The 18,672-nt window shown below is 59.7% G+C and carries 11 protein-coding genes and 1 tRNA gene; 7 read left to right on the top strand and 5 right to left on the bottom strand.

Annotated features, from left to right (window positions below; genetic code table 11):
• Positions 1-217: 217 nt before the first annotated feature.
• The 3 genes from speC (FXY94_RS04895) (at position 218) to FXY94_RS04885 (ending at position 4,528) form a co-directional block, all read left to right on the top strand.
• Positions 218-2,398 carry an ornithine decarboxylase gene (gene speC, locus FXY94_RS04895; protein WP_016663913.1) on the top strand — a complete coding sequence of 727 codons (2,181 nt, stop codon included), beginning with the start codon at positions 218-220 and terminating at the stop codon, positions 2,396-2,398.
• 286 nt (positions 2,399-2,684) lie between these two features.
• Positions 2,685-4,247 carry a lysine--tRNA ligase gene (lysS, locus tag FXY94_RS04890; RefSeq protein WP_084813926.1) on the top strand — a complete coding sequence of 521 codons (1,563 nt, stop codon included), beginning with the start codon at positions 2,685-2,687 and terminating at the stop codon, positions 4,245-4,247.
• A 207-nt stretch (positions 4,248-4,454) separates the two neighbouring features.
• Positions 4,455-4,528, top strand: a tRNA-Lys gene (locus FXY94_RS04885).
• Positions 4,529-5,378: 850 nt separating this feature from the next.
• On the opposite strand, the gene potE is transcribed toward FXY94_RS04885, so the two are convergent.
• The gene (potE, locus tag FXY94_RS04880) at positions 5,379-6,785 is read right to left on the bottom strand and encodes a putrescine-ornithine antiporter (protein WP_016663911.1); all 1,407 of its coding nucleotides are present in this window, start codon (positions 6,783-6,785) and stop codon (positions 5,379-5,381) included.
• A gap of 69 nt (positions 6,786-6,854) precedes the next feature.
• Positions 6,855-9,032 carry an ornithine decarboxylase gene (gene speC, locus FXY94_RS04875; RefSeq protein ID WP_016663910.1) on the bottom strand — a complete coding sequence of 726 codons (2,178 nt, stop codon included), beginning with the start codon at positions 9,030-9,032 and terminating at the stop codon, positions 6,855-6,857.
• A gap of 458 nt (positions 9,033-9,490) precedes the next feature.
• On the opposite strand from speC (FXY94_RS04875), the gene FXY94_RS04870 reads away from it, so the two are divergent.
• Together FXY94_RS04870 and FXY94_RS04865 are read left to right on the top strand one after the other, a co-directional pair.
• Positions 9,491-11,002 carry an MFS transporter gene (locus FXY94_RS04870; protein WP_161493672.1) on the top strand — a complete coding sequence of 504 codons (1,512 nt, stop codon included), beginning with the start codon at positions 9,491-9,493 and terminating at the stop codon, positions 11,000-11,002.
• A gap of 50 nt (positions 11,003-11,052) precedes the next feature.
• Positions 11,053-12,042, top strand: coding sequence for a GNAT family N-acetyltransferase (locus tag FXY94_RS04865; protein WP_016663908.1), 990 nt, complete (start codon positions 11,053-11,055; stop codon positions 12,040-12,042).
• A gap of 307 nt (positions 12,043-12,349) precedes the next feature.
• On the opposite strand, the gene guaA is transcribed toward FXY94_RS04865, so the two are convergent.
• Genes guaA through FXY94_RS04850 form a run of 3 tightly spaced genes read right to left on the bottom strand, consistent with a single transcriptional unit; the run spans position 12,350 to position 15,247 of the window.
• Positions 12,350-13,954, bottom strand: a complete 1,605-nt coding sequence (gene guaA / locus FXY94_RS04860; protein WP_040386466.1) for a glutamine-hydrolyzing GMP synthase — start codon at positions 13,952-13,954, stop codon at positions 12,350-12,352.
• Positions 13,955-13,979: 25 nt separating this feature from the next.
• The gene (locus tag FXY94_RS04855; RefSeq protein WP_016663906.1) at positions 13,980-14,360 is read right to left on the bottom strand and encodes a DUF3817 domain-containing protein; all 381 of its coding nucleotides are present in this window, start codon (positions 14,358-14,360) and stop codon (positions 13,980-13,982) included.
• Positions 14,361-14,395: 35 nt separating this feature from the next.
• On the bottom strand, positions 14,396-15,247 hold the full coding sequence (locus FXY94_RS04850; RefSeq protein ID WP_016663905.1) for an SURF1 family protein: 852 nt from the start codon (positions 15,245-15,247) through the stop codon (positions 14,396-14,398).
• Positions 15,248-15,329: 82 nt separating this feature from the next.
• Here FXY94_RS04850 and pta point away from each other — a divergent pair, with 82 nt between their 5' ends.
• Together pta and FXY94_RS04840 are read left to right on the top strand one after the other, a co-directional pair.
• A complete protein-coding gene (pta, locus tag FXY94_RS04845) occupies positions 15,330-17,390 on the top strand; it encodes a phosphate acetyltransferase (protein WP_051120625.1) in 2,061 nt (686 codons plus the stop codon).
• A 39-nt stretch (positions 17,391-17,429) separates the two neighbouring features.
• Complete coding sequence (locus tag FXY94_RS04840; protein ID WP_016663903.1) at positions 17,430-18,626, top strand: acetate/propionate family kinase; 1,197 nt, start codon at positions 17,430-17,432, stop codon at positions 18,624-18,626.
• Positions 18,627-18,672 lie beyond the last annotated feature (46 nt).

Genomic DNA, 18,672 nt, shown 5'->3' with positions numbered 1-18,672 from the left:
ATCTAGATCACTATTTGGGTGAACTTGGACGGGGCTGCAGAGAGGTGCACAAAACCCGACCCCACGCAAATCGCAGACGCGCTCAACGTAAACATCCCGTTACGGCAGCAAGCGAAGGGACTTAACTCCCTAGAAAAACACAACCTCGAAGGTGTAGCGTCATGGTGTCGGACAGAGTTGTGCCGACGAGATTTTCTCCAATGCAAGGAAAGTGAAAATGCTCCGCAGGACTATTGGAGTCAGCGCCGCTCTTCTCGGCTCTGACACAACGATCCATCCGATTCCCGGCTACGAACTGACCGCACTCCAGGGCGGCGACCTCGCGAACATCTCCGCGATCATCCTCGACCAGGATGACATCGACGCGGGTAAGGTCGCCGAGATCAACGAATACGGTTTCGGTATTCCCGTTTTCGCCGCCGTGAAGAGCACCAAGGACACCACTAACCTCGAGGGCCTCCACGGCGTTATCGCCCTCGACGAGCTCCAGGGCGACTACTTCGCTCGCCAGATCGCTGCCGCCGCTGACAAGTTCGAGGACGAGGTTCTCCCCCCGTTCTTCGGCGCGCTCACGAAGTACTACAACCGCGGCTTCTCGCCGTTCGACTGCCCCGGACACCAGGGCGGCCAGTTCTTCCGCCAGCACCCGGCCGGCCGTCGCTTCTTCGACTTCTACGGCGAAGAGCTCTTCCGCACCGACCTTTGTAACGCTGACGTCGCCATGGGTGACCTCCTCATCCACGACGGCCCGCCCGTCCAGGCCACTGAAGCTGCTGCTCGCATCTTCAACGCCGACAACACCTGGTTCATCCTCAACGGCACCTCGTCGTCGAACAAGGTTGCCATCAACGCTGTTGTTGGCCCCGACGATCTCGTGCTGTTCGACCGCAACAACCACAAGTCGAACATCCACGGCGCCCTCGTCATGGCCGGCGGCAAGCCCGTCTACCTCGAGACCGCACGTAACGCGTTCGGCCTTATCGGCGGCATCGACGAGCACTGCTTCGAAGAGGACTACATCCGTGAGCGCCTCGAGAAGGTTGACCCCGAGCGTGCAAAGGCTGAGCGCCCGTTCCGCCTCGCGATCATCCAGCTCGGCACCTACGACGGCACGATCTACAACGCCCGGCAGGTCGTCGACAAGATCGGTCACCTCTGTGACTACATCCTGTTCGACTCCGCATGGGTTGGCTACGAGCAGTGGATCGACATCATGAAGGAAGGCTCGCCGATGCTCCTCGAGCTCGACGAGAACGACCCCGGTATCCTCGTGACCCAGTCGGTGCACAAGCAGCAGGCTGGCTTCTCGCAGGCCTCGCAGATCCACAAGAAGGACTCGCACATCAAGGGCCAGGATCGGTACGTGAACTTTGATCAGTTCAACAACTCGTACATGATGCACGCCTCGACGAGCCCCTACTACCCGCTGTTCGCCTCGCTCGACATCAACGCCAAGATGCACGAGAACGGCGCCGGCGAGAAGCTGTGGCACGAAGCCCTCAAGAACTCGATTGAGGCTCGTAAGCTCATCCTCGGCAACCTCAAGATGCTCAAGCCGTTCGTTCCCGCCGAGGTCGACGGCAAGCCTTGGGAGTCGTACGACACCGAGACCATCGCTTCGAACCGTAAGTTCTTCGAGTTCCACCCGGGCGAGCAGTGGCACGGCTTCGACAGCTACGTTGAGGGCCAGTACTTCGTTGACCCGATGAAGCTCCTGCTCACCACTCCGGGCCTCATCAACAAGACCGGTGGCTTCGAGTACGAGGACTTCGGCATCCCGGCGAATATTCTCGCGAACTACCTGCGCACGCAGGGCATCGTTCCCGAGAAGTGCGACCTCAACTCGATCCTGTTCCTCCTCACCCCGGCGGACACGATCCAGAAGTACTCGAACCTCGTCGCTGCGCTCCGCCGCTTCGAAGAGGCTGTTGAGAAGGACGTTCCGCTTCAGGAAGTTCTCCCGGAGATCTACGCTGCGAACGAGGACCGCTACCGCGGTTACACGATTCGCCAGCTCTGCCAGGAGATGCACGACTTCTACAAGAACCGCACGGTTGCTCAGCTCCAGAAGGACATGTTCCGCGAGGAGAACTTCCCGAAGGTCGAAATGACCCCGCAGGAAGCAAACGTCGAGTTCATCCGTGGCAACGTCGACTACCTCCCGATCGAAGAGTGCAAGGGCCGCATCGCGGCCGAGGGCGCTCTTCCCTACCCCCCGGGCGTCGTCGTGGTTGTCCCCGGTGAGGTTTGGGGCGGTCCGCAGTACGACTACTTCATGGCACTTGAAGAGGGCATCAACCAGCTGCCCGGCTTCGCTCCTGAGCTCCAGGGCGTTCACATGGTGACCGAAGACGACGGCCGCCAGCGCGCCTACGGGTACGTCATCCGCAACAAGTAAGGACGGGTAGACCAACATCTGCCAATAATTTCGGCGGGGCGCCCGCGTGGAAAGCTAGCATTCCACGCGGGCGCCCCTTTATGTGCGCTTTCGTGGCCAAAAGGTTCACCGACCAAATTGCAGCTTGACCGCGAATAAAGATCAGCAACCTATTTCCCTATTTCCATATATCCAGGCGAAAAAACCGTCCCCCGGGAAACTAACTGAGAAGCCAATACACAGTAAGACAGGCAACACAGCCGCGCAGATTTGCTGTTACACTGACTTTGTTCCTTACCTAGGAACAATGTCACAACATCAAGAGAGAGAGATCATCGTGTCTGAGCTCAATGCTGGCCCCCAAGCGGGCGTCGAGACCCAAACTACCGCTGACCAACGCGCGGTGCGCATGGGCAAGCGGGCCGACATGCTCAAGCAGCAGGAGCGTCTGCCTTACCCCGTTGGTGTAGAAAACACCTCGACGATTCAGGCCGTCCTCGAAAAGCACGGTGAACTAGAAGGTTCCGAAGTAAAGACCGGCGACGTAGTCGGCCTTTCTGGACGCGTCGTCCACATCCGCAAGACCGGCAAGCTCGTTTTCGCCGTTCTCCAAGCCGGGGATCACTCACGCTTGCAGTCAATGCTTGTGGAGAATGAAGTTGGCGAACAAGCATTCGAAGACTTCAACCGCCTCGTTGATATCGGTGACCACATCTTCGTGCACGGAGAAATCGGCACCTCCAGGACTGGCGAGCTTTCCATTTACGCTGACCGTTGGGAAATGGCTTCGAAGTCGCTTCGCCCACTACCGAACCTCCACACCGACCTCAGCGACGAAATGCGAATGCGTCGTCGCTATGTCGACCTCATTGTCAACCCCGAGGCACAGCGCATCGCACGCTTGCGAACTCGTGTGATCCAGGCTCTGCGCGACACCTTCCGCGAGCGTAACTACATCGAGCTCGAAACGCCTATGCTCCAGGTTGTGCCCTCAGGTGCATCCGCGCGTTCCTTCGATACGCACATGAACGCGTTCGATATGCAGGTTTCGCTACGTATCGCTCCTGAGCTCTTCCTCAAGCGTGCCGTTGTAGGTGGCCTCGACCGCGTATTCGAGATCAACCGCAACTTCCGCAATGAGGGAGCGGACTCGACGCACTCCCCCGAGTTCACCATGCTGGAGTGCTACGAGGCGTACGCCGACTACAACGTCATGGCCGATCTGGCACAAGAACTCATCCAGAACGCAGCCATCGCAGCAACCGGCTCAACCTTGGTCACCCTCGATGACGGCACTGAGTTCGACCTCGGTGGCGAATGGAAGCGCATCGACCTCTACGAGAGCATTTCACACTATGCAGGGGAAGAGATCACTCCTGAAACCTCCGCCGAGCACCTTCGCGAACTCGCCCGCAAGTTTGAGGTAGATGTGGATGAAGAGACGCTCGGCCACGGAAAGCTCGTCGAAGAAATTTGGGAGCATCTGATCCCCGCCGAAGAGCTCTACAATCCCGTTTTCGTCATGAATTACCCAGTCGAGACGAGCCCGCTCACTCGCGATCACCGCGACCGCCCGGGCGTCGTGGAGAAGTGGGATCTTTACATCCGTGGCTCGGAAATCGGCACAGCCTACTCCGAGCTTGCTGATCCGGTTATCCAAAGGGAGCGGTTCGTGCAGCAGGCGCAGCTTGCAGCTGGCGGCGACGAAGATGCAATGCGTTACGACGAAGATTTCTGCGACGCCATGGAATACGGATTCCCTCCGTCAGGCGGCATGGGAATCGGCATCGACCGTGTACTCCAGACCATCACCGGTCTCGGTATCCGTGAAACCATCCTTTTCCCGCTTATCAAGCCCATCGAGAACTAGGAATCCACGGGGCTCAAGCAGTGGATTAATAGCCATTAGCTTCGTGAGCCTTCCTTGACCCCGGGCCACCACAGGCCGGCATTTTTGCCCCTGTGGTGGCCCGGTCACTACTGCATATAAGCAGCCGGAACTCGCATACAAACGCGAATCAGCTCTAAGACCGAAAGCGTAGAAATAGCCGCAGACTTCTGCTATAGTTGGATAATCGCGCCATTAGCTCAGTTGGTTAGAGCAACTGACTCTTAATCAGTGGGTCCGGGGTTCGAATCCCTGATGGCGCACGGTAATCCCCACCTTCCCAGGTGGGGATTACTTTATGTTGGCTACCCACCGACCCGTGGACGCCTCACACGTATTCGAAAGCCACATCCCTATGCTTGCTCATCGATAGTGTTCTGTTGGCACAACGCTTGATCTTCACAACGAAACCAAAGACTAGAGTTTCTCACTATTGCCCCGAGGCTCAATGCCATCACTTCACTTCCGCCAACACTAGCTATTTCAAGACAGAAGAACGTTCAAGACGTTTGCGGAATCGCGCGAACTACTACCGCAGCGACGTTGTGGCAGTCCGCTCGGACGCAGGGGACTACAGCCGCCTGGCTCCTGTATGGACCATTCGCACTTGATTGCATACGGCAGTCATCGACCAGGAGTCACCTCCGGTGGAGCATTTTGGACGCCCCACGATTCTATTGCTGTTTTGCATGTCAACAGCGTCCCTGAGGATCTGGCACACTACACAAACTTAGTACTTCGTCTAGTTTCGGCAACCTGAATGGCTTAGAAGTCCACCTGGACACCAGAGAATCTTGAACTCTGCTGACAAATCACATTCATTCACTAACAGCTAGTGACGCCGATGCCAAATGCCTTCGCATTCGATCACAGCGACCTGCGCACACCGCTGGCGACGGTCTCCTGTTCTGCCCGTTCCAATCCCGTCCGTAAGGGGGGGTAGCACCTCGTGTCGTTTTAGCAAAGAACGAAGGGTGAGCACACCCAAAAGCCAGGCACAAAAAACCGCCCCGCTTACAGGAGCTATTAGCAAGCGGGGCGGTAGTTAGTTATATGGGTTCAGTCCTGACACTCATATAGAGCCGGGAACGAACCCGTTAGGCTCAAGCTAGATCAGGCCGACGCTGGGTTAAGGCCGGAGTTGGTTTGCTTAGCCTGTTCAATCTCTTCGTGGGCTTTGGCATCGTCGCCCTTGCCCCCGTCAAGCAGTCGCGGAGCGAGGACACCGAAGAGGGTCCAACCGAAGAAGGTGACAAGCGCTCCACCCATCATGGCCTGCTCGCCAGCGGTGAAGAGGGAGTAGAGCGAGTAGAGAGCCGCAATAAATGCGAGCACGTTCACTGCGCGTGCCTTGCCTGCAGGAACTCCAGAACGCTTCTGCAGAATCTTGACCGCACCCATAGAAAGGAGGTAGGGAATCAGGTTGGTGATAACTGCAAGGTTGACAAGCACCTCGAACTGTTCAGCAAGGCTCGGGCTCATCGTGAAGAACGAGAGGAGAGTCTGCAGACCGGTGATGATGCACATACCGATGATCGGCGCGCCAGCTTTGGTCACGTGGTTGAAGATCCTAGGCAGCTGCCCAACCTTCGCCATCGAGCGGGCAACTTCCGCAATGGTGAACTGCCAGCCGAGGAGCGAGCCGAAGCAGGCAATAACCATGAGTGCAGTGATGATGCGTCCAACAACCGGGTTGAACATGTGTGCGAAGGCAAGGCCGAACGGACCGTTCGATGCAGCGAGCTCCTCGTGGTTGACGATGCCGGCGACAACGTTGGTCGAAAGGATGTACATAACTGCAGCACCGAGAGTACCGCCCATAACCGCGATAGGAACGTTCTTCTCGGGATTTTCAACGGCATCGGAGTTCGCAGAAGCGGACTCGAGACCGAGGAAGGCCCAAAGGGTCATTGCGATCGAGGACGAAACTGCCTTGAAGAACCCAAGGTCATGCGGGTTCCAGGCGGCGGCCCATGTGGACGGCGAGAACCAGAACCAGCCGATGATGCAAATGCCGAGCACCGGTGCGATAACGCCCCAAACGGTGATGGAGCCGATCTTGCCAGTGATGCTGGCACCACCGAAGTTGAGCACGGTTGCAAGCCACATGGTGGCGATGGCAAGACCACCCACGATAAGGGGACCATTGCTCATGCCTGAAGTATCGATATCGAAGAGCGTGAGGCCGTAGCCAACAGCCGAAATCGCGATCGCGATGTTCGCAATACCGAGCGAAAGAATGTAGGTGTAGTTGGCCATGAACGAGCCGGACTTACCGAAAGCATATTCGGCGTAGCCGCCCATGCCACCGGCGTTTCGACTGTAACGACCAAGCTTTGCAAAGCAGTACGCGAGAATCGTCGCACCGCCGGCGGTGACAATCCAAGAAAGGATCGAGATTGTGCCGATCTGAGCAAGCTTCGTAGGAAGCATGATAATGCCGGAGCCCATCATGTTAACCATCGTGAGGATGGTCAACTGCACAACTCCCATTTTCTTTTGAACTGGTTTATCGTTCATGTTTCAATTCTCCATAGTCTAGGGGCGGAGCCGCGGGACCGCCGCGGCCCCACCCCTTTGACAAATTAATTAGTTTTTGACCACGTACGCGTATGCACGCGTAGAGCCGTCGTCTTCATTCACCATGTGCACACCCTGGAGCTCCGGTGCGAAGCCGGGAAGCACATTGATGCCCTCTTCAAGGGTGAGGAAGTACTTGAGCTGGGCACCACCCCATACCTCACCGGGAACAACACAAATGATGCCCGGGGGGTAAGGCAATGCGCCCTCGGTTGCGATTCGACCCTCTGCCTCACTGAGCGGGATGAGTTCAACATCCCCCGCAATAAGGGCGGTGTTCGCATCTCGTGCACTCATTTCGCTCTTCGGCAGGGTCTCTTCACGGAACATTGCTCGCTGAAGTTTCGCGACCTCACGCTCTTTATAGAAGTCGTGCATCTCCTGGCAAAGCTGGCGAATGGTGTAGCCGCGGTAGCGCTCTTCGTTTTCAGCATAAACGCGCGGGAGCACCTCGGCCAACGGTACATCCTCGTCCAGCATTTGTTCAAACTGAACAAGTGCAGCAACCAGTTCCTGCATCTTCGGCAGAGTTTCTGCGGGCGTGATGAGGAAGAGGATTGTATTGAGGTCACACTTTTCAGGAATGATACCGAGCGTACGCAGGTAGTTAGCGAGGATATTGACCGGAACGCCAAAGTCCTCATACTCGTAACCGTCCTCAGTGTTACGAACACCGGGAGTTGTGAGAAGGAACTTCATCGGGTCGATGAAGTACTGGCCTTCGCGGTACGAGGGGAATCCATGCCAAGTTTCGCCCGGCTTGAACTCGAAGTACTCACGGCTCGCCATGATTTCTTCGGTCGGAGTGTCTTCCCACTTAACACCGTTAACGGTCGGCGGGAGGAACGGACGAATGTACTTGCATTCCTTCAGGATCATCTTGCGGGCTTCAATCGAAACCCTGAGCGCCTCAGCCCAAAGTTTTTCACCAGAGCCATCTGCGTGGATGCGTGCGTTAACGTCGAGTGACGCATACATCGGGTAGAACGGGCTCGTGGAGGCATGCATCATGTATGCATTGTTGAAGCGATCGGAATCGCAGTAACGAGCCTGGTCCTTGATGTGGTTGTCCTTCTTGTGGATCTGCGAAGCCTGCGAGAAGCCCGCCATACCCTTGTGGACAGACTGGGTCACGATAATGCCGGGGTCGTTCTCTTTGAGGTCAAGAAGCATCGGCGAGGACTGCTTCATGATCGGGATCCACTGCTCGTAGCCAACCCATGCGGAGTCGAACAGGACGTAGTCGCAAAGGTGACCGATCTTATCAATGACACGGCGAGCGTTGTAGATGGTGCCGTCGTAGGTGCCGAGCTGGAACACGGCGAGGCGAACGGGTCGCTCGGCCTTGGCACGCTCGGGATCGACCTTCGCGACACGCTCGCGGATGTAGGCTTCGTCGAAGCAGTGCGCGTCGATACCACCGATGAGACCGAACGCATTTCGCTCGGTTTCAAGGTAGACAGGCTTAGCATCGGCCATGACGAGGCTGCCATGGTGAACCGACTTGTGGTTGTTGCGGTCGAACAGGACGACATCTCCCGGCGCAAGGAGAGCGTTCAGAACAACCTTGTTGGATGAAGAGGTGCCGTTCAGGACGAACCAAGTGTCGTCAGCGTGGAAAACTTCAGCTGCACGTTCGAGAGCTTCTTCGGGGGCACCTTCGTGAATCAGAAGGTCGCCAAGCGCGACGTCCGAACTGGAAAGGTCAGTGCGGAAAAGGTTTTCGCCATAAAATTCAAAAAACCGGCGACCTGTGGGGTGCCGGCGGAAGTACTGACCGCCGTGGTGGCCAGGACTCGGGAAGTTCGAGTTGCCAAGGTCACGGTAGTCAACCAGAGCTTCGAAGAACGGGGGGAGAATTTCGCGGTCGTAACGGCGAGCAAATTTCTCAACCTTACGTGCGAAATAATCGCTCTGAATGCGGTCTTTGGTGATCACATCATCGATTTCACCCTTACCGATAAGATCTTTACGGTCGGCCGAGACACACGCAATAACCGGGAGACCCCAGCCGAGTTCTACAATCTCTTTGCCTTTACCGTCTTGAACATCCTCTTCGGACAGCACGACCACAGCAGCATCGGTGAGGTCAGTTTCGCTAAGAGCAACTACCTGGCGTTCAGTTGGGAACCAACGTTTATAACTTTCAGCGAGCGAGTCGCTAACAACTACGTTTCCGTGTTTCACTTCAATCCCTCGGCAGAGCCGGGGCCCTTTCTAACGATACGGATATACTGCATTGTTCAACCTTTCACCTAGAGGGCTACCCAGCCCGGGTTCTAGGTCTCAAGGCCTAGTGAAATCCTCACATAGATGACACCCGAGCACCAGGACACTGGTCCCGCAAAATGGACAAAGTTGACAGCCGCCGCCCCAAATCTGCTTCCGCGCCCTCATGTGCCGTCCATGTCACCCACTGGGACCGCTAGTAAAGGTCATCGACCGCCGTCGGGAACGCCTCCGCGCAGATGCTCGAGTCGCCAGCCCTGAGAGGTGGTCCACCACACACCCCAATAACGATGTTCCCCACACTTGCGGGCCAAGCAGTCACGCGTCAGATATACTGGATCCATAAACTAAAGATTTAAAGACGGTGTATAGAAATGTCGTGGAGAGCGCGCTGGGCTGCCCTAGCTGTCGTTCTGTTGCCAGTTTTCCTGATCAGTATCGATGTCACGGTTCTGAGCATCTCGCTCCCGGGCATCTCGCAGGATCTCCATCCGTCGGCAAACGAACTTCTGTGGATCGTCGATTCGTACTCGTTTGTGCTCGCGTGCCTGCTCATTGTGATGGGCAAGTTCGGTGACAGTTTCGGGCGGCTTCGTCTTTTGATGTGGGGCTCTGCCCTCTTCGGCGCGGCCTCTGTTTTGTCGGGCTTTAGTACGTCACCGCTCATGCTGATCGTGGGCCGTTCCCTCCAGGGACTCGGCGGCGCGACCCTCATGCCGTCGACGCTCGGCATGATCCGCCACATTTTCCAGAAGCGTTCGGAGAGGCGTCTCGCGCTCGCACTGTGGTCGGCAGCTTTCTCTAGCGGTAGCGCGATTGGCCCGCTTCTCGGCGGCATTTTGCTCGAGGTCGCCAACTGGCGGTACGTGTTCTTTATTAACGTGCCGATCGTGATCGTGTTCGTCATCCTCGCGAAGCTCTACGTTCCCGAATCAGAACTCGAGGAAGCCGAGCGCATCGACCTTCTCTCCCCCGTGCTGCTGATCGCGTCGATCTTTGCGCTCGTGCTGAGCTTCAAGCTTCTCATTGATGATTTCGCGATCTGGCAGGTAGGGCTCTTGGTCGCTGGTGCGGCGGGTCTCGCGCTCTTTTGGCGTCGCCAGTACGTTGTTGCGAACCCGATTCTCGACGTGGATGTGGTCTCGGAGCCGACGTTCCGCTCGGCAACACTCATTAACGGCATCGCGTACTTCATCACGATTGGCACACTGTTCTTCTTCCCGCAGTACCTCATGGTTGTTTCGGGACTTTCGCCGATCGAGGCGGGCCTTTGGGCACTTCCGATGGTTGTGGCGACGATTCTCGGCGCACTCATCTCCCCGGTCTTTGCGCGAAAGTTCCGGTCGAACCAGCTCGTGGCTCTCGGCCTTTTCACGTGCGGTATGGGCTGCCTTTCGGTGCCGCTGCTCGTGACCGTCCACTTCAACCCCTTCTTCTACTTCCTGTGCACGTTCCTCATCGGTCTTGGAATCGGGTTCTCGGAACCGCTCACGAACGATACGATTCTGTCGTCGGCCCCGGATAAGGAGGCCGGCTCCGTTTCGGCGATTTCCGAAACGGCGTACGAGCTTGGCGGGGCGCTGGGCACTGCGGTTCTTGGTGGCGTGGGGATGCTCGCTTATCGCCTCTCCCTGTCCTCGCGTGAAGCTGGTCTGGGTATTTCGGATCAAGTGCTTGAGGAGGCAAAGCAGACGATCGGTTCGGCGGCGGTACTGGCCGAGCCCGGCAATTCTGCGAATCCGGATATGGCCTGGAGTCTTGCAAAGGCATCGTTCGTTGATGGGCAGAATGCCGCGATGTATCTCGCTGGCATTGCGGCCTTTGCCGCGACCATTATTGCGTTGCGTGGCATGCGCGCCGAACTGCATTTGAGGCTTCAGGACAAGCTCGGCGCAAAACCCCCGCAAGAGTCCCCTGACCTGCAGTAATGGACTTTTCAACACAGTTTTGGTGCAGGTTTTTGCTCTAGGCTAAAGCCATGGCTTTCGTCGATACTCCCACCCCCGCCGATTACCCCGCTATCGCCTTTATTGCGAGGGATCTTTTGCGCGCCTCTGATCCTTCTGAGGTATTCGACGGCACCGATCTCATCAACACGATTGAGGCGGGACACCCCGCGATGGTGGTTCGCGAATCACGCGGTTCTGGCGAGGAACCGGCACCGGTGGTGGCGTACGCGATGGTGCACGATCACGCTCGGGGTCGCATCGATGCGAAGTGGGCGGTGCGTCGTGGCGATGAGTTCTATATCGCGCATGCCGCGCGCTGCCTGGAGTGGATCGAGAAGCAGGCCCGCATGCTTGGCGAGAAGCGCGGCGAGGAGGGCTTCGTGATCGTCACGGAGGTCGGCCCGGGCGATTTTATCCGCGCGGAGGCTCTCGCTGACGCCGGCTTTGCAAAAGCGCGCACCTGGGTGGTGATGGACCAGGACATCCCCGCGCGTGTGCAAGAAATCAGGGAGCGGGAGTCCGACGCTTCCTTGGCTCCCCGCGTAGCTGCGAATGTTCGCGTTCGCACTCTTGCCGACGTTGAGGATCGCCGCGCGGCCCACGCTGCCCTCGAGCATGCTTTTGAGGATCACTTCAATCATTTCGAGGAGAGCTTCGACGAGTGGTGCGAGCGCACGGATCTGTATGCGCATCACGAGTGGGACCGCGACCTTTTGGCTGAGCTCGTTCCCGCGGATGGTTCGGCACCGATGGTGATCGGCACGCTCATGACGTCGTGGCTTCCCGAGTCGAAGACGGCCCACGTGGAGTATCTCGGCGTGACGCGCGAGGGTCGCGGTAAGGGAGCGGCACATGCGCTGCTCGATGCGTTCTACCTGCTTGCCATGGAACATGGCTATGGCCGGGGCGAGCTTTTTGTGGACGCCGATTCTCCCACGGGGGCAAATCTCGCCTACGAGAAAATGAATTGGCGCCAGGATTTCCTCAAAGAGACGTGGCACAAGGAAATCACTCTCTAGTCCCTCGCACCGCCCCACCTTTACCCGCGGCAACCCTCTCACCCCGCGGCCGTCTTCTTCCCTGCGGAAGTGGTGAAAAACGGCGTCAGAGGCCCAGATATCAACGTGAGGTGGCGATTTTTCACCACCTTCGAGAAGAGACGGGGGAAAGTGGGCAACGAGACGACCCCCGGTAGCCTAGGGACCCGGAGCCAAGGAAAGTCAGCTACTAGGCTCCCCATTTAGCTGGCTGGGGGAAAGGCCGGTTCCACTGAGGTGTTGTAAAGGGCCCGCTCCCCAAAGGAGCGGACCCTTTACTACCGCGGGATCACTCCCACTCGATCGTGCCCGGCGGCTTGCTCGTCACATCGAGGGTGACGCGGTTAATGCCATCAACCTCGTTCGTGATGCGCGTCGAGATCTTCGACAGAACATCGTAGGGAACCTTCGCCCAGTCGGCGGTCATTGCGTCGTCCGACGTCACCGGTCGAAGAACTATGGGGTGGCCGTAGGTGCGGTGATCGCCCTGCACGCCAACGGAGCGCACGTCGGCGAGGAGCACGACGGGGCACTGCCAAATGTCGCGGTCGAGGCCAGCGAGGGTCATCTCTTCGCGCGCGATAGCATCGGCGGCGCGAAGCGTGTCGAGTCGCTCTTTCGTGATCTCGCCGATGATGCGAATGCCGAGGCCCGGGCCGGGGAAAGGCTGGCGCCACACGATTTCGTCGGGCAGGCCGAGCTGGGTGCCGACGGTGCGCACTTCATCCTTGAAAAGCTGGCGAAGCGGCTCCACAAGTTCGAAGGTCAAATCGTCGGGAAGCCCACCGACGTTGTGGTGGCTCTTGATGTTGGAGGCACCATCGCCGCCACCGGACTCAACGACGTCCGGGTACAGGGTGCCCTGCACGAGGAAGGCTTTGCGGCGGGCCTGGTCGCCATCAACAACACCCTGCTCGCGCAGAATGTCTTCCTGCGCCTGCTCGAATACACGGATGAACTCACGGCCGATGATCTTGCGTTTTTGCTCGGGGTCGGTGACGCCCGCGAGCGCGGTGAGGAAGCGCTCTTCGGCATCGACCACGACAAGCTTCGCGCCGCCCGTTGAACCGCTGAAGGCGCGCTCAATTTCTTCGGATTCGCGAAGGCGCATGAGGCCGTGGTTGACGTACACGCACGTGAGGCGATCGCCGATCGCACGCTGCACGAGCGCAGCGGCGACGGCGGAGTCGACGCCGCCGCTCAGGGCGCAGATGGCGGTGCCGTCTTCGCCGATCTGGGCGCGGATCAGCTCGACCTGTTCGTCGATGACGTTGGACATCGTCCATTCGGGCTTGATGCCGGCGCCGCGGTAGAGGAAGCTCTCGAGGATTTCTTGGCCGCGTTCGGAGTGCTTGACTTCGGGGTGCCACTGGACGCCGAAGATGCGCCGTTCGCGATTCTCGAATGCGGCAACGGGCGAGCCCGCCGAAACGGCGATCACGTCGAAGCCTTCGGGGGCTTCGTGAACGCTGTCGCCGTGGCTCATCCACACGTTCTGGTGGAGATCCTGGCCCGCGAGCAGAACGGAATCGTCCTGGATTTCAGTGAGCAGGGTCGCGCCGTACTCGCGGGTGCCCGTGGGGGCGACTGTCCCGCCGAGGGCCTGCGCGATTGCCTGGAAGCCGTAGCACAGGCCGAGCACCGGAATACCCGCCTCGAGGAGAGCGGGGTCGAGTTTCGGGGCGCCGTCGGCATACACGGAGCTGGGGCCGCCGGAGAGGATGAGTGCTTTGGGGTTCTTCGCGAGGATTTCGCTCGCGCTCATCGAGTTCGGGACGACCTCGGAGTAGATGTTCGCTTCGCGGACCCGACGCGCGATGAGCTGCGCGTATTGCGCACCAAAATCGACGACGAGGACCGGGTCTTGCTGGGTGCTGAGCTGGTTGTCGTTCATCACGCTCTCCATCCTAATGCGCGTACTACTGGTCCGCTGCATCGCCGAGTGTGGGGCGCTCGGCGAGATCGCGCTCGACTTTGGCGTGAGTCCAGCGCTCGCCGAAGAAGCTCAGCACGGGGATCACGCCGAAGAACATGAGCAGGAGCATCCGCTCGAGGCCCCAGCGCATTTTGCTCCACAAGTCGAAGGCGAGCACGACGTAAATCATGTAGATGAGGCCGTGGATGGGGCTCCACGTCTTTGAAATCGTCGCCCACAGATCGCTCTGGCCGCCGTACACGAGGTAGCGCATGATCATGATCGCGACGAGCACGAGCAGGGCGATACCTTCCACGATCGAGGCGACCCGGAAGCGGGCCATCGACGTGCGAATTTGAGTGTCATTGAGCGGCTTGCGAGCCACGGGGCCTCCTTGCGGCATGGTTGGGGCGGTGGCGGCTAGTCCGAGCTTTCGCCGGCGAGCCGCGATTCGAGTTCGAGCCTACGCTCAGCCTGCTCGTCAAGGTAGGTGGAGCGCACGCTTCGCCACCAGATGTAGAGGAAAAACACGCCGAAGAGGATCCACTGGAGCATGTATCCGAAGTTTTGGAGGTTGAGGCCACTCGTGAAGCTCGACTGTGCGGCGGGAAGCGGCCCGAGGTCACGCCACGCGTCCGCAGCGGTTGCGCTCGCACCGTCGGACTCCCCTGGCCCGGCCATGTACTGACGCGCCTCGTTCGTGAGGGCCCCGTACCCGGCGAGCATGGGCCCCTCCCATACGTTCACGAGCAGGGTGGAGGAAAGCGTTCCGACGGTCGCCACACCCCCGTCATCCTCGCGGCGCACGGTGCCGCTCGCCTCCTCGGAGGCCTCGAGGCGCACGACTATTGTGCGCGCTCCGGCGGGCGGCTCGGGAAGGGTGTCCCATTCGCTCGAGGGGACGGTTGTGTAACCGCGCGCGACGGGGATGGATGTGCCGCGAAGCGGCCCTTGAGTGATGCGCGCGTTTGTGACAACGACGGCGGCCTCGTGGCCGTCGATCTCGCGGCCGGGCACGAGCACTTGCTCCGAAGGCACGAACTCCCCCGTGAATGACGCGAGGCGACCCTGGACCGCGTTTGTGACAGGCGCGTTCGCGTCCATGAGCTCCTCGATCGGGACGGGCGCGGCGGATGTCGTTTCGTCGCGGGCCTCGAGGGCTCGCGTTGCTCGCTCGAACTGCCAGTTCGCGAGGAGACCGCAGACGAGGGTCGCTGTTGCCATGAGGGCCAGTAGGCCCAGGAACTTGGGGCGGAGAGCGACGCGAAGCATTCCTTAAGTGTAGGCGTGAGATTGAGCGAGTGGGCCCTCGGTTCCCGGGCAGCGTCCAACTCCTCGCCCTATCCTAGAAAACGTGTCTCACAGTGTGTATGTAACCTCGTCAGAAGGACGCTCCGGCAAATCCACCGTTGCCCTCGGCCTCCTTGAAGCCCTCGTCGCTACGTCAGAGAACGTCGCCGTGTTCCGGCCGATTATTGATTCGCGCCACGAGCGTGACGCCGCCGTTGAACTCCTTACTTCGCACCCGGGCATTAGCCAGGGCTACGACGAAGCACTCGGCGTCACCTACGACCTCGTGAACTCCAATCCTGAGAAGGCGCAGGAAGAGATCATGCGCCGCTATCAGGAGCTGCGCGAGAAGTATCAAGCGGTGCTCGTTCTCGGTTCTGATTACAACGGTCTCGCAAACCCCACCGAGCTCGCCTTCAACGCTTCTGTGGCCGCGAACATCGGCGCTCCGGTGGTGCTGGTCGTAAGCTCGCGCCGCCGCGATCCACAGCAGGCCGCAACGGTCGCCCAGATCGCCTTCCACGAGTTCGCCCAGAACCACGCGACCCCCGTCGCCGTCGTTATCAACCGCGCCGCGGACGAGGACCTGCCCGCAACCCGCGAAGAGATCGCGAAGGTTCTTCCGGAAGGCGTGATCACCGCTGCCCTTCCCGAATCGGACATCGTGTACTCGCCGAGCGTGAACGCTATCAAGGACGCTGTGAACGGCACGGTCGTCCAGGGTGCGCCTGAGCTTCTCGAGCGCGTTGCGCTCGACATCGTCGTAGCCGCGATGGGGCTGCCGAACGTGCTCAAGAACCTCCACGAATCGAGCACCGTGATCGCCCCCGGTGACCGGCACGATCTCATCCAGGGCATCCTCATGTCACAGCAGTCGGGCACGTTCCCGTCGCTCAGCTCGCTCGTGCTCACGGGCGGTTACGACCTTCCCGAGGAAATCAAAGCCCTCGGCACGGGCGACCTGCCGATCATCGTGACAGAGGAAAACACCTTCGAGGCCGCCGTTGCCGCGAGCAATATCGACGGCAAGCTCACCTCGACGCCGCAAAAGATCGATGCGGCCCGCCGCCTCGTCGCCGAAAATTTTGCAATGACCGACCTCATTTCGGCACTCAACCTCGCAAAGAGCGACGTGGTGACCCCGATGATGTTCCAGTTCGACCTGATTGCCCGCGCGCAGGGTGAGAAGAAGACGATCGTGCTTCCCGAGGGCGATGAGCCGCGCATCATCGCAGCCGCCGAAGCGATCCTCAGCCGCGGCGTTGCAAACCTCGTGCTGCTGGGAGACGAAACCGCGATCCGCCAGAAGGCTGCACAGCTCGGCCACGACATCGCCGAAGCCCGCATCGTATCCCCGCACGATGAAGAGCTCGTCGAGAAGTTTGCCGAAGAGTTTGCGCGTCTTCGCGCAAAGAAGGGCGTGACCCTCGATCAGGCGCGCGACGCGGTACAGGACGTCTCCTACTTCGGCACGATGATGGTCCACATGGGGTATGCCGATGGCATGGTCTCGGGCGCCGTGAATTCCACCGCCCACACGATCCGCCCCGCGCTTCAGATCATCAAGACGAAGCCGGGCGCGAAGGTCGTCTCCTCCGTGTTCCTCATGGCGCTCGAGGACCGCGTCCTCGTGTACGGCGACTGCGCCGTGAACCCTGACCCGACCGCCGAGCAGCTCGCCGACATCGCTGCTCAGTCCGCCGCAACGGCAGAGCAGTTCGGCGTGGACCCGCGGATTGCGATGCTCTCGTACTCGACGGGCACGAGCGGTTCGGGGGCCGACGTCGACAAGGTACGCGAAGCGACCGCGCTCGTGAAGGAAAACCACCCCGACCTGAACGTCGAGGGCCCGATCCAGTACGACGCCGCCGTGGACGCCTCGGTTGCCAAGACCAAGCTTCCCGATTCGGCCGTCGCAGGCCGCGCGACCGTGTTCGTGTTCCCCGACCTCAACACCGGTAACAACACGTACAAGGCAGTGCAGCGCTCCGCCGGAGCGATCGCGATCGGCCCCGTCCTGCAAGGACTCAACAAGCCCGTGAACGACCTTTCGCGCGGCGCGCTCGTCGAGGACATCATCAACACCGTCGTGATCACCGCGATCCAGGCGCAGAACCAGAACTGACGGGCGAAGAGCCCCTTCTTGACTACGAACGGAGAAACCGTGACCAACAGCAACGTTCTCGTGATTAACTCGGGTTCGAGCTCGATTAAATTCCAGCTCATCGACCCGACCTCGAATCACGTGACTGCCTCCGGCATCGTCGAGCGCATCACGCTGCCCACGGGCAACGCGTCGATCGAAGCCGGAGACAAGGAAGAAACGTGGGAGGGTTCGATCCCCGATCACGTTAAGGGCATGCAGGTCGTCGAGGAGCTCTTCGCGAAGGTTGGCGTTGAGCTGACCGAGGAAACCGTGAGCGCCGTTGGCCACCGCATTGTCCAGGGCGGCGCGGTGTTCCCCGAAGCCACCCTCGTGACCGACGAGGTCCGCGACCAGATCCACGAACTCGGTGCCCTCGCGCCGCTGCACAACTACGCGGCGGTGGACGGCATCAACGGTGCACGCGCGCTCCTGCCGAACCTTCCCCACGTCGTCGTCTTCGACACGTCGTTCTTCACGCAGCTTCCGCCCGAGGCATACACGTATGCGATCAACAAGGAGGTCGCCGAGCAGTACAAGATTCGCCGCTACGGCGCGCACGGTACCTCCCACGAGTTCATTTCCTCTCGCGTGCCGGGCTTCCTCGGCCGCGAAGGCGAGGACCTCCGCCAGATCGTCCTGCACCTCGGCAATGGCGCTTCTGCCTCCGCCGTCAAGAACGGCAAGCCCGTTGATACCTCGATGGGTCTCACCCCGCTCGAGGGCCTCGTCATGGGCACCCGCTCAGGCGACATCGACCCGTCGGTGTACGCGCTCCTCAGCCGCCAGGCCGGCATGGATCCCGCCGAGGTTGACACGCTTCTCAACAAGAAGTCCGGTCTCATGGGCCAGCTCGGCATGAGCGACTTCCGCGACATTTCCGCCGCCGTGGAGGCTGGCGACGAAGCCGCGAAGCTCACGCTCGGTATGTGGGCTCACCGCGTCAAGAAGTACGTGGGTGCGTACGCGTTCATCCTCGGTGGGCTCGATGTCATCACGTTCACCGCGGGCATCGGCGAGAACGCTTCGCTTGCCCGCTCGAGCGCCCTCGAGGGTCTCGAGGAGTTCGGGATCATCCTCGACGAGGAAGCAAACGCCCAGCGTAAGAAGGAACCGTGGATCATCTCGGCGCCTGAATCGAAGGTCACCGTTGTCGTGTACCCCACGAACGAAGAGCTCGCGATCGCGCAGCAGACCCTCGAGGTTGCACGCGGCTAACGATTACCGCACAGAAAGTGGGGCTCGCCGACAATGGCGAGCCCCA

The organism is Dermabacter jinjuensis, from assembly GCF_902381725.1.
Taxonomy (GTDB): Bacteria; Actinomycetota; Actinomycetes; order Actinomycetales; family Dermabacteraceae; genus Dermabacter; species Dermabacter hominis.
This window is presented reverse-complemented; position numbering and strand designations above follow the sequence as displayed.

Excerpts from the sequence above, each read along its gene's own strand:
- speC (WP_016663913.1), top strand. The coding sequence starts at position 218 with ATGCTCCGCAGGACTATTGGAGTCAGCGCCGCTCTTCTCGGCTCTGAC.
- lysS (WP_084813926.1), top strand. The coding sequence starts at position 2,685 with ATGTCACAACATCAAGAGAGAGAGATCATCGTGTCTGAGCTCAATGCT.
- potE (WP_016663911.1), bottom strand. The coding sequence starts at position 6,785 with ATGAACGATAAACCAGTTCAAAAGAAAATGGGAGTTGTGCAGTTGACC.
- FXY94_RS04865 (WP_016663908.1), top strand. The coding sequence starts at position 11,053 with ATGGCTTTCGTCGATACTCCCACCCCCGCCGATTACCCCGCTATCGCC.
- guaA (WP_040386466.1), bottom strand. The coding sequence starts at position 13,954 with ATGAACGACAACCAGCTCAGCACCCAGCAAGACCCGGTCCTCGTCGTC.
- FXY94_RS04850 (WP_016663905.1), bottom strand. The coding sequence starts at position 15,247 with ATGCTTCGCGTCGCTCTCCGCCCCAAGTTCCTGGGCCTACTGGCCCTC.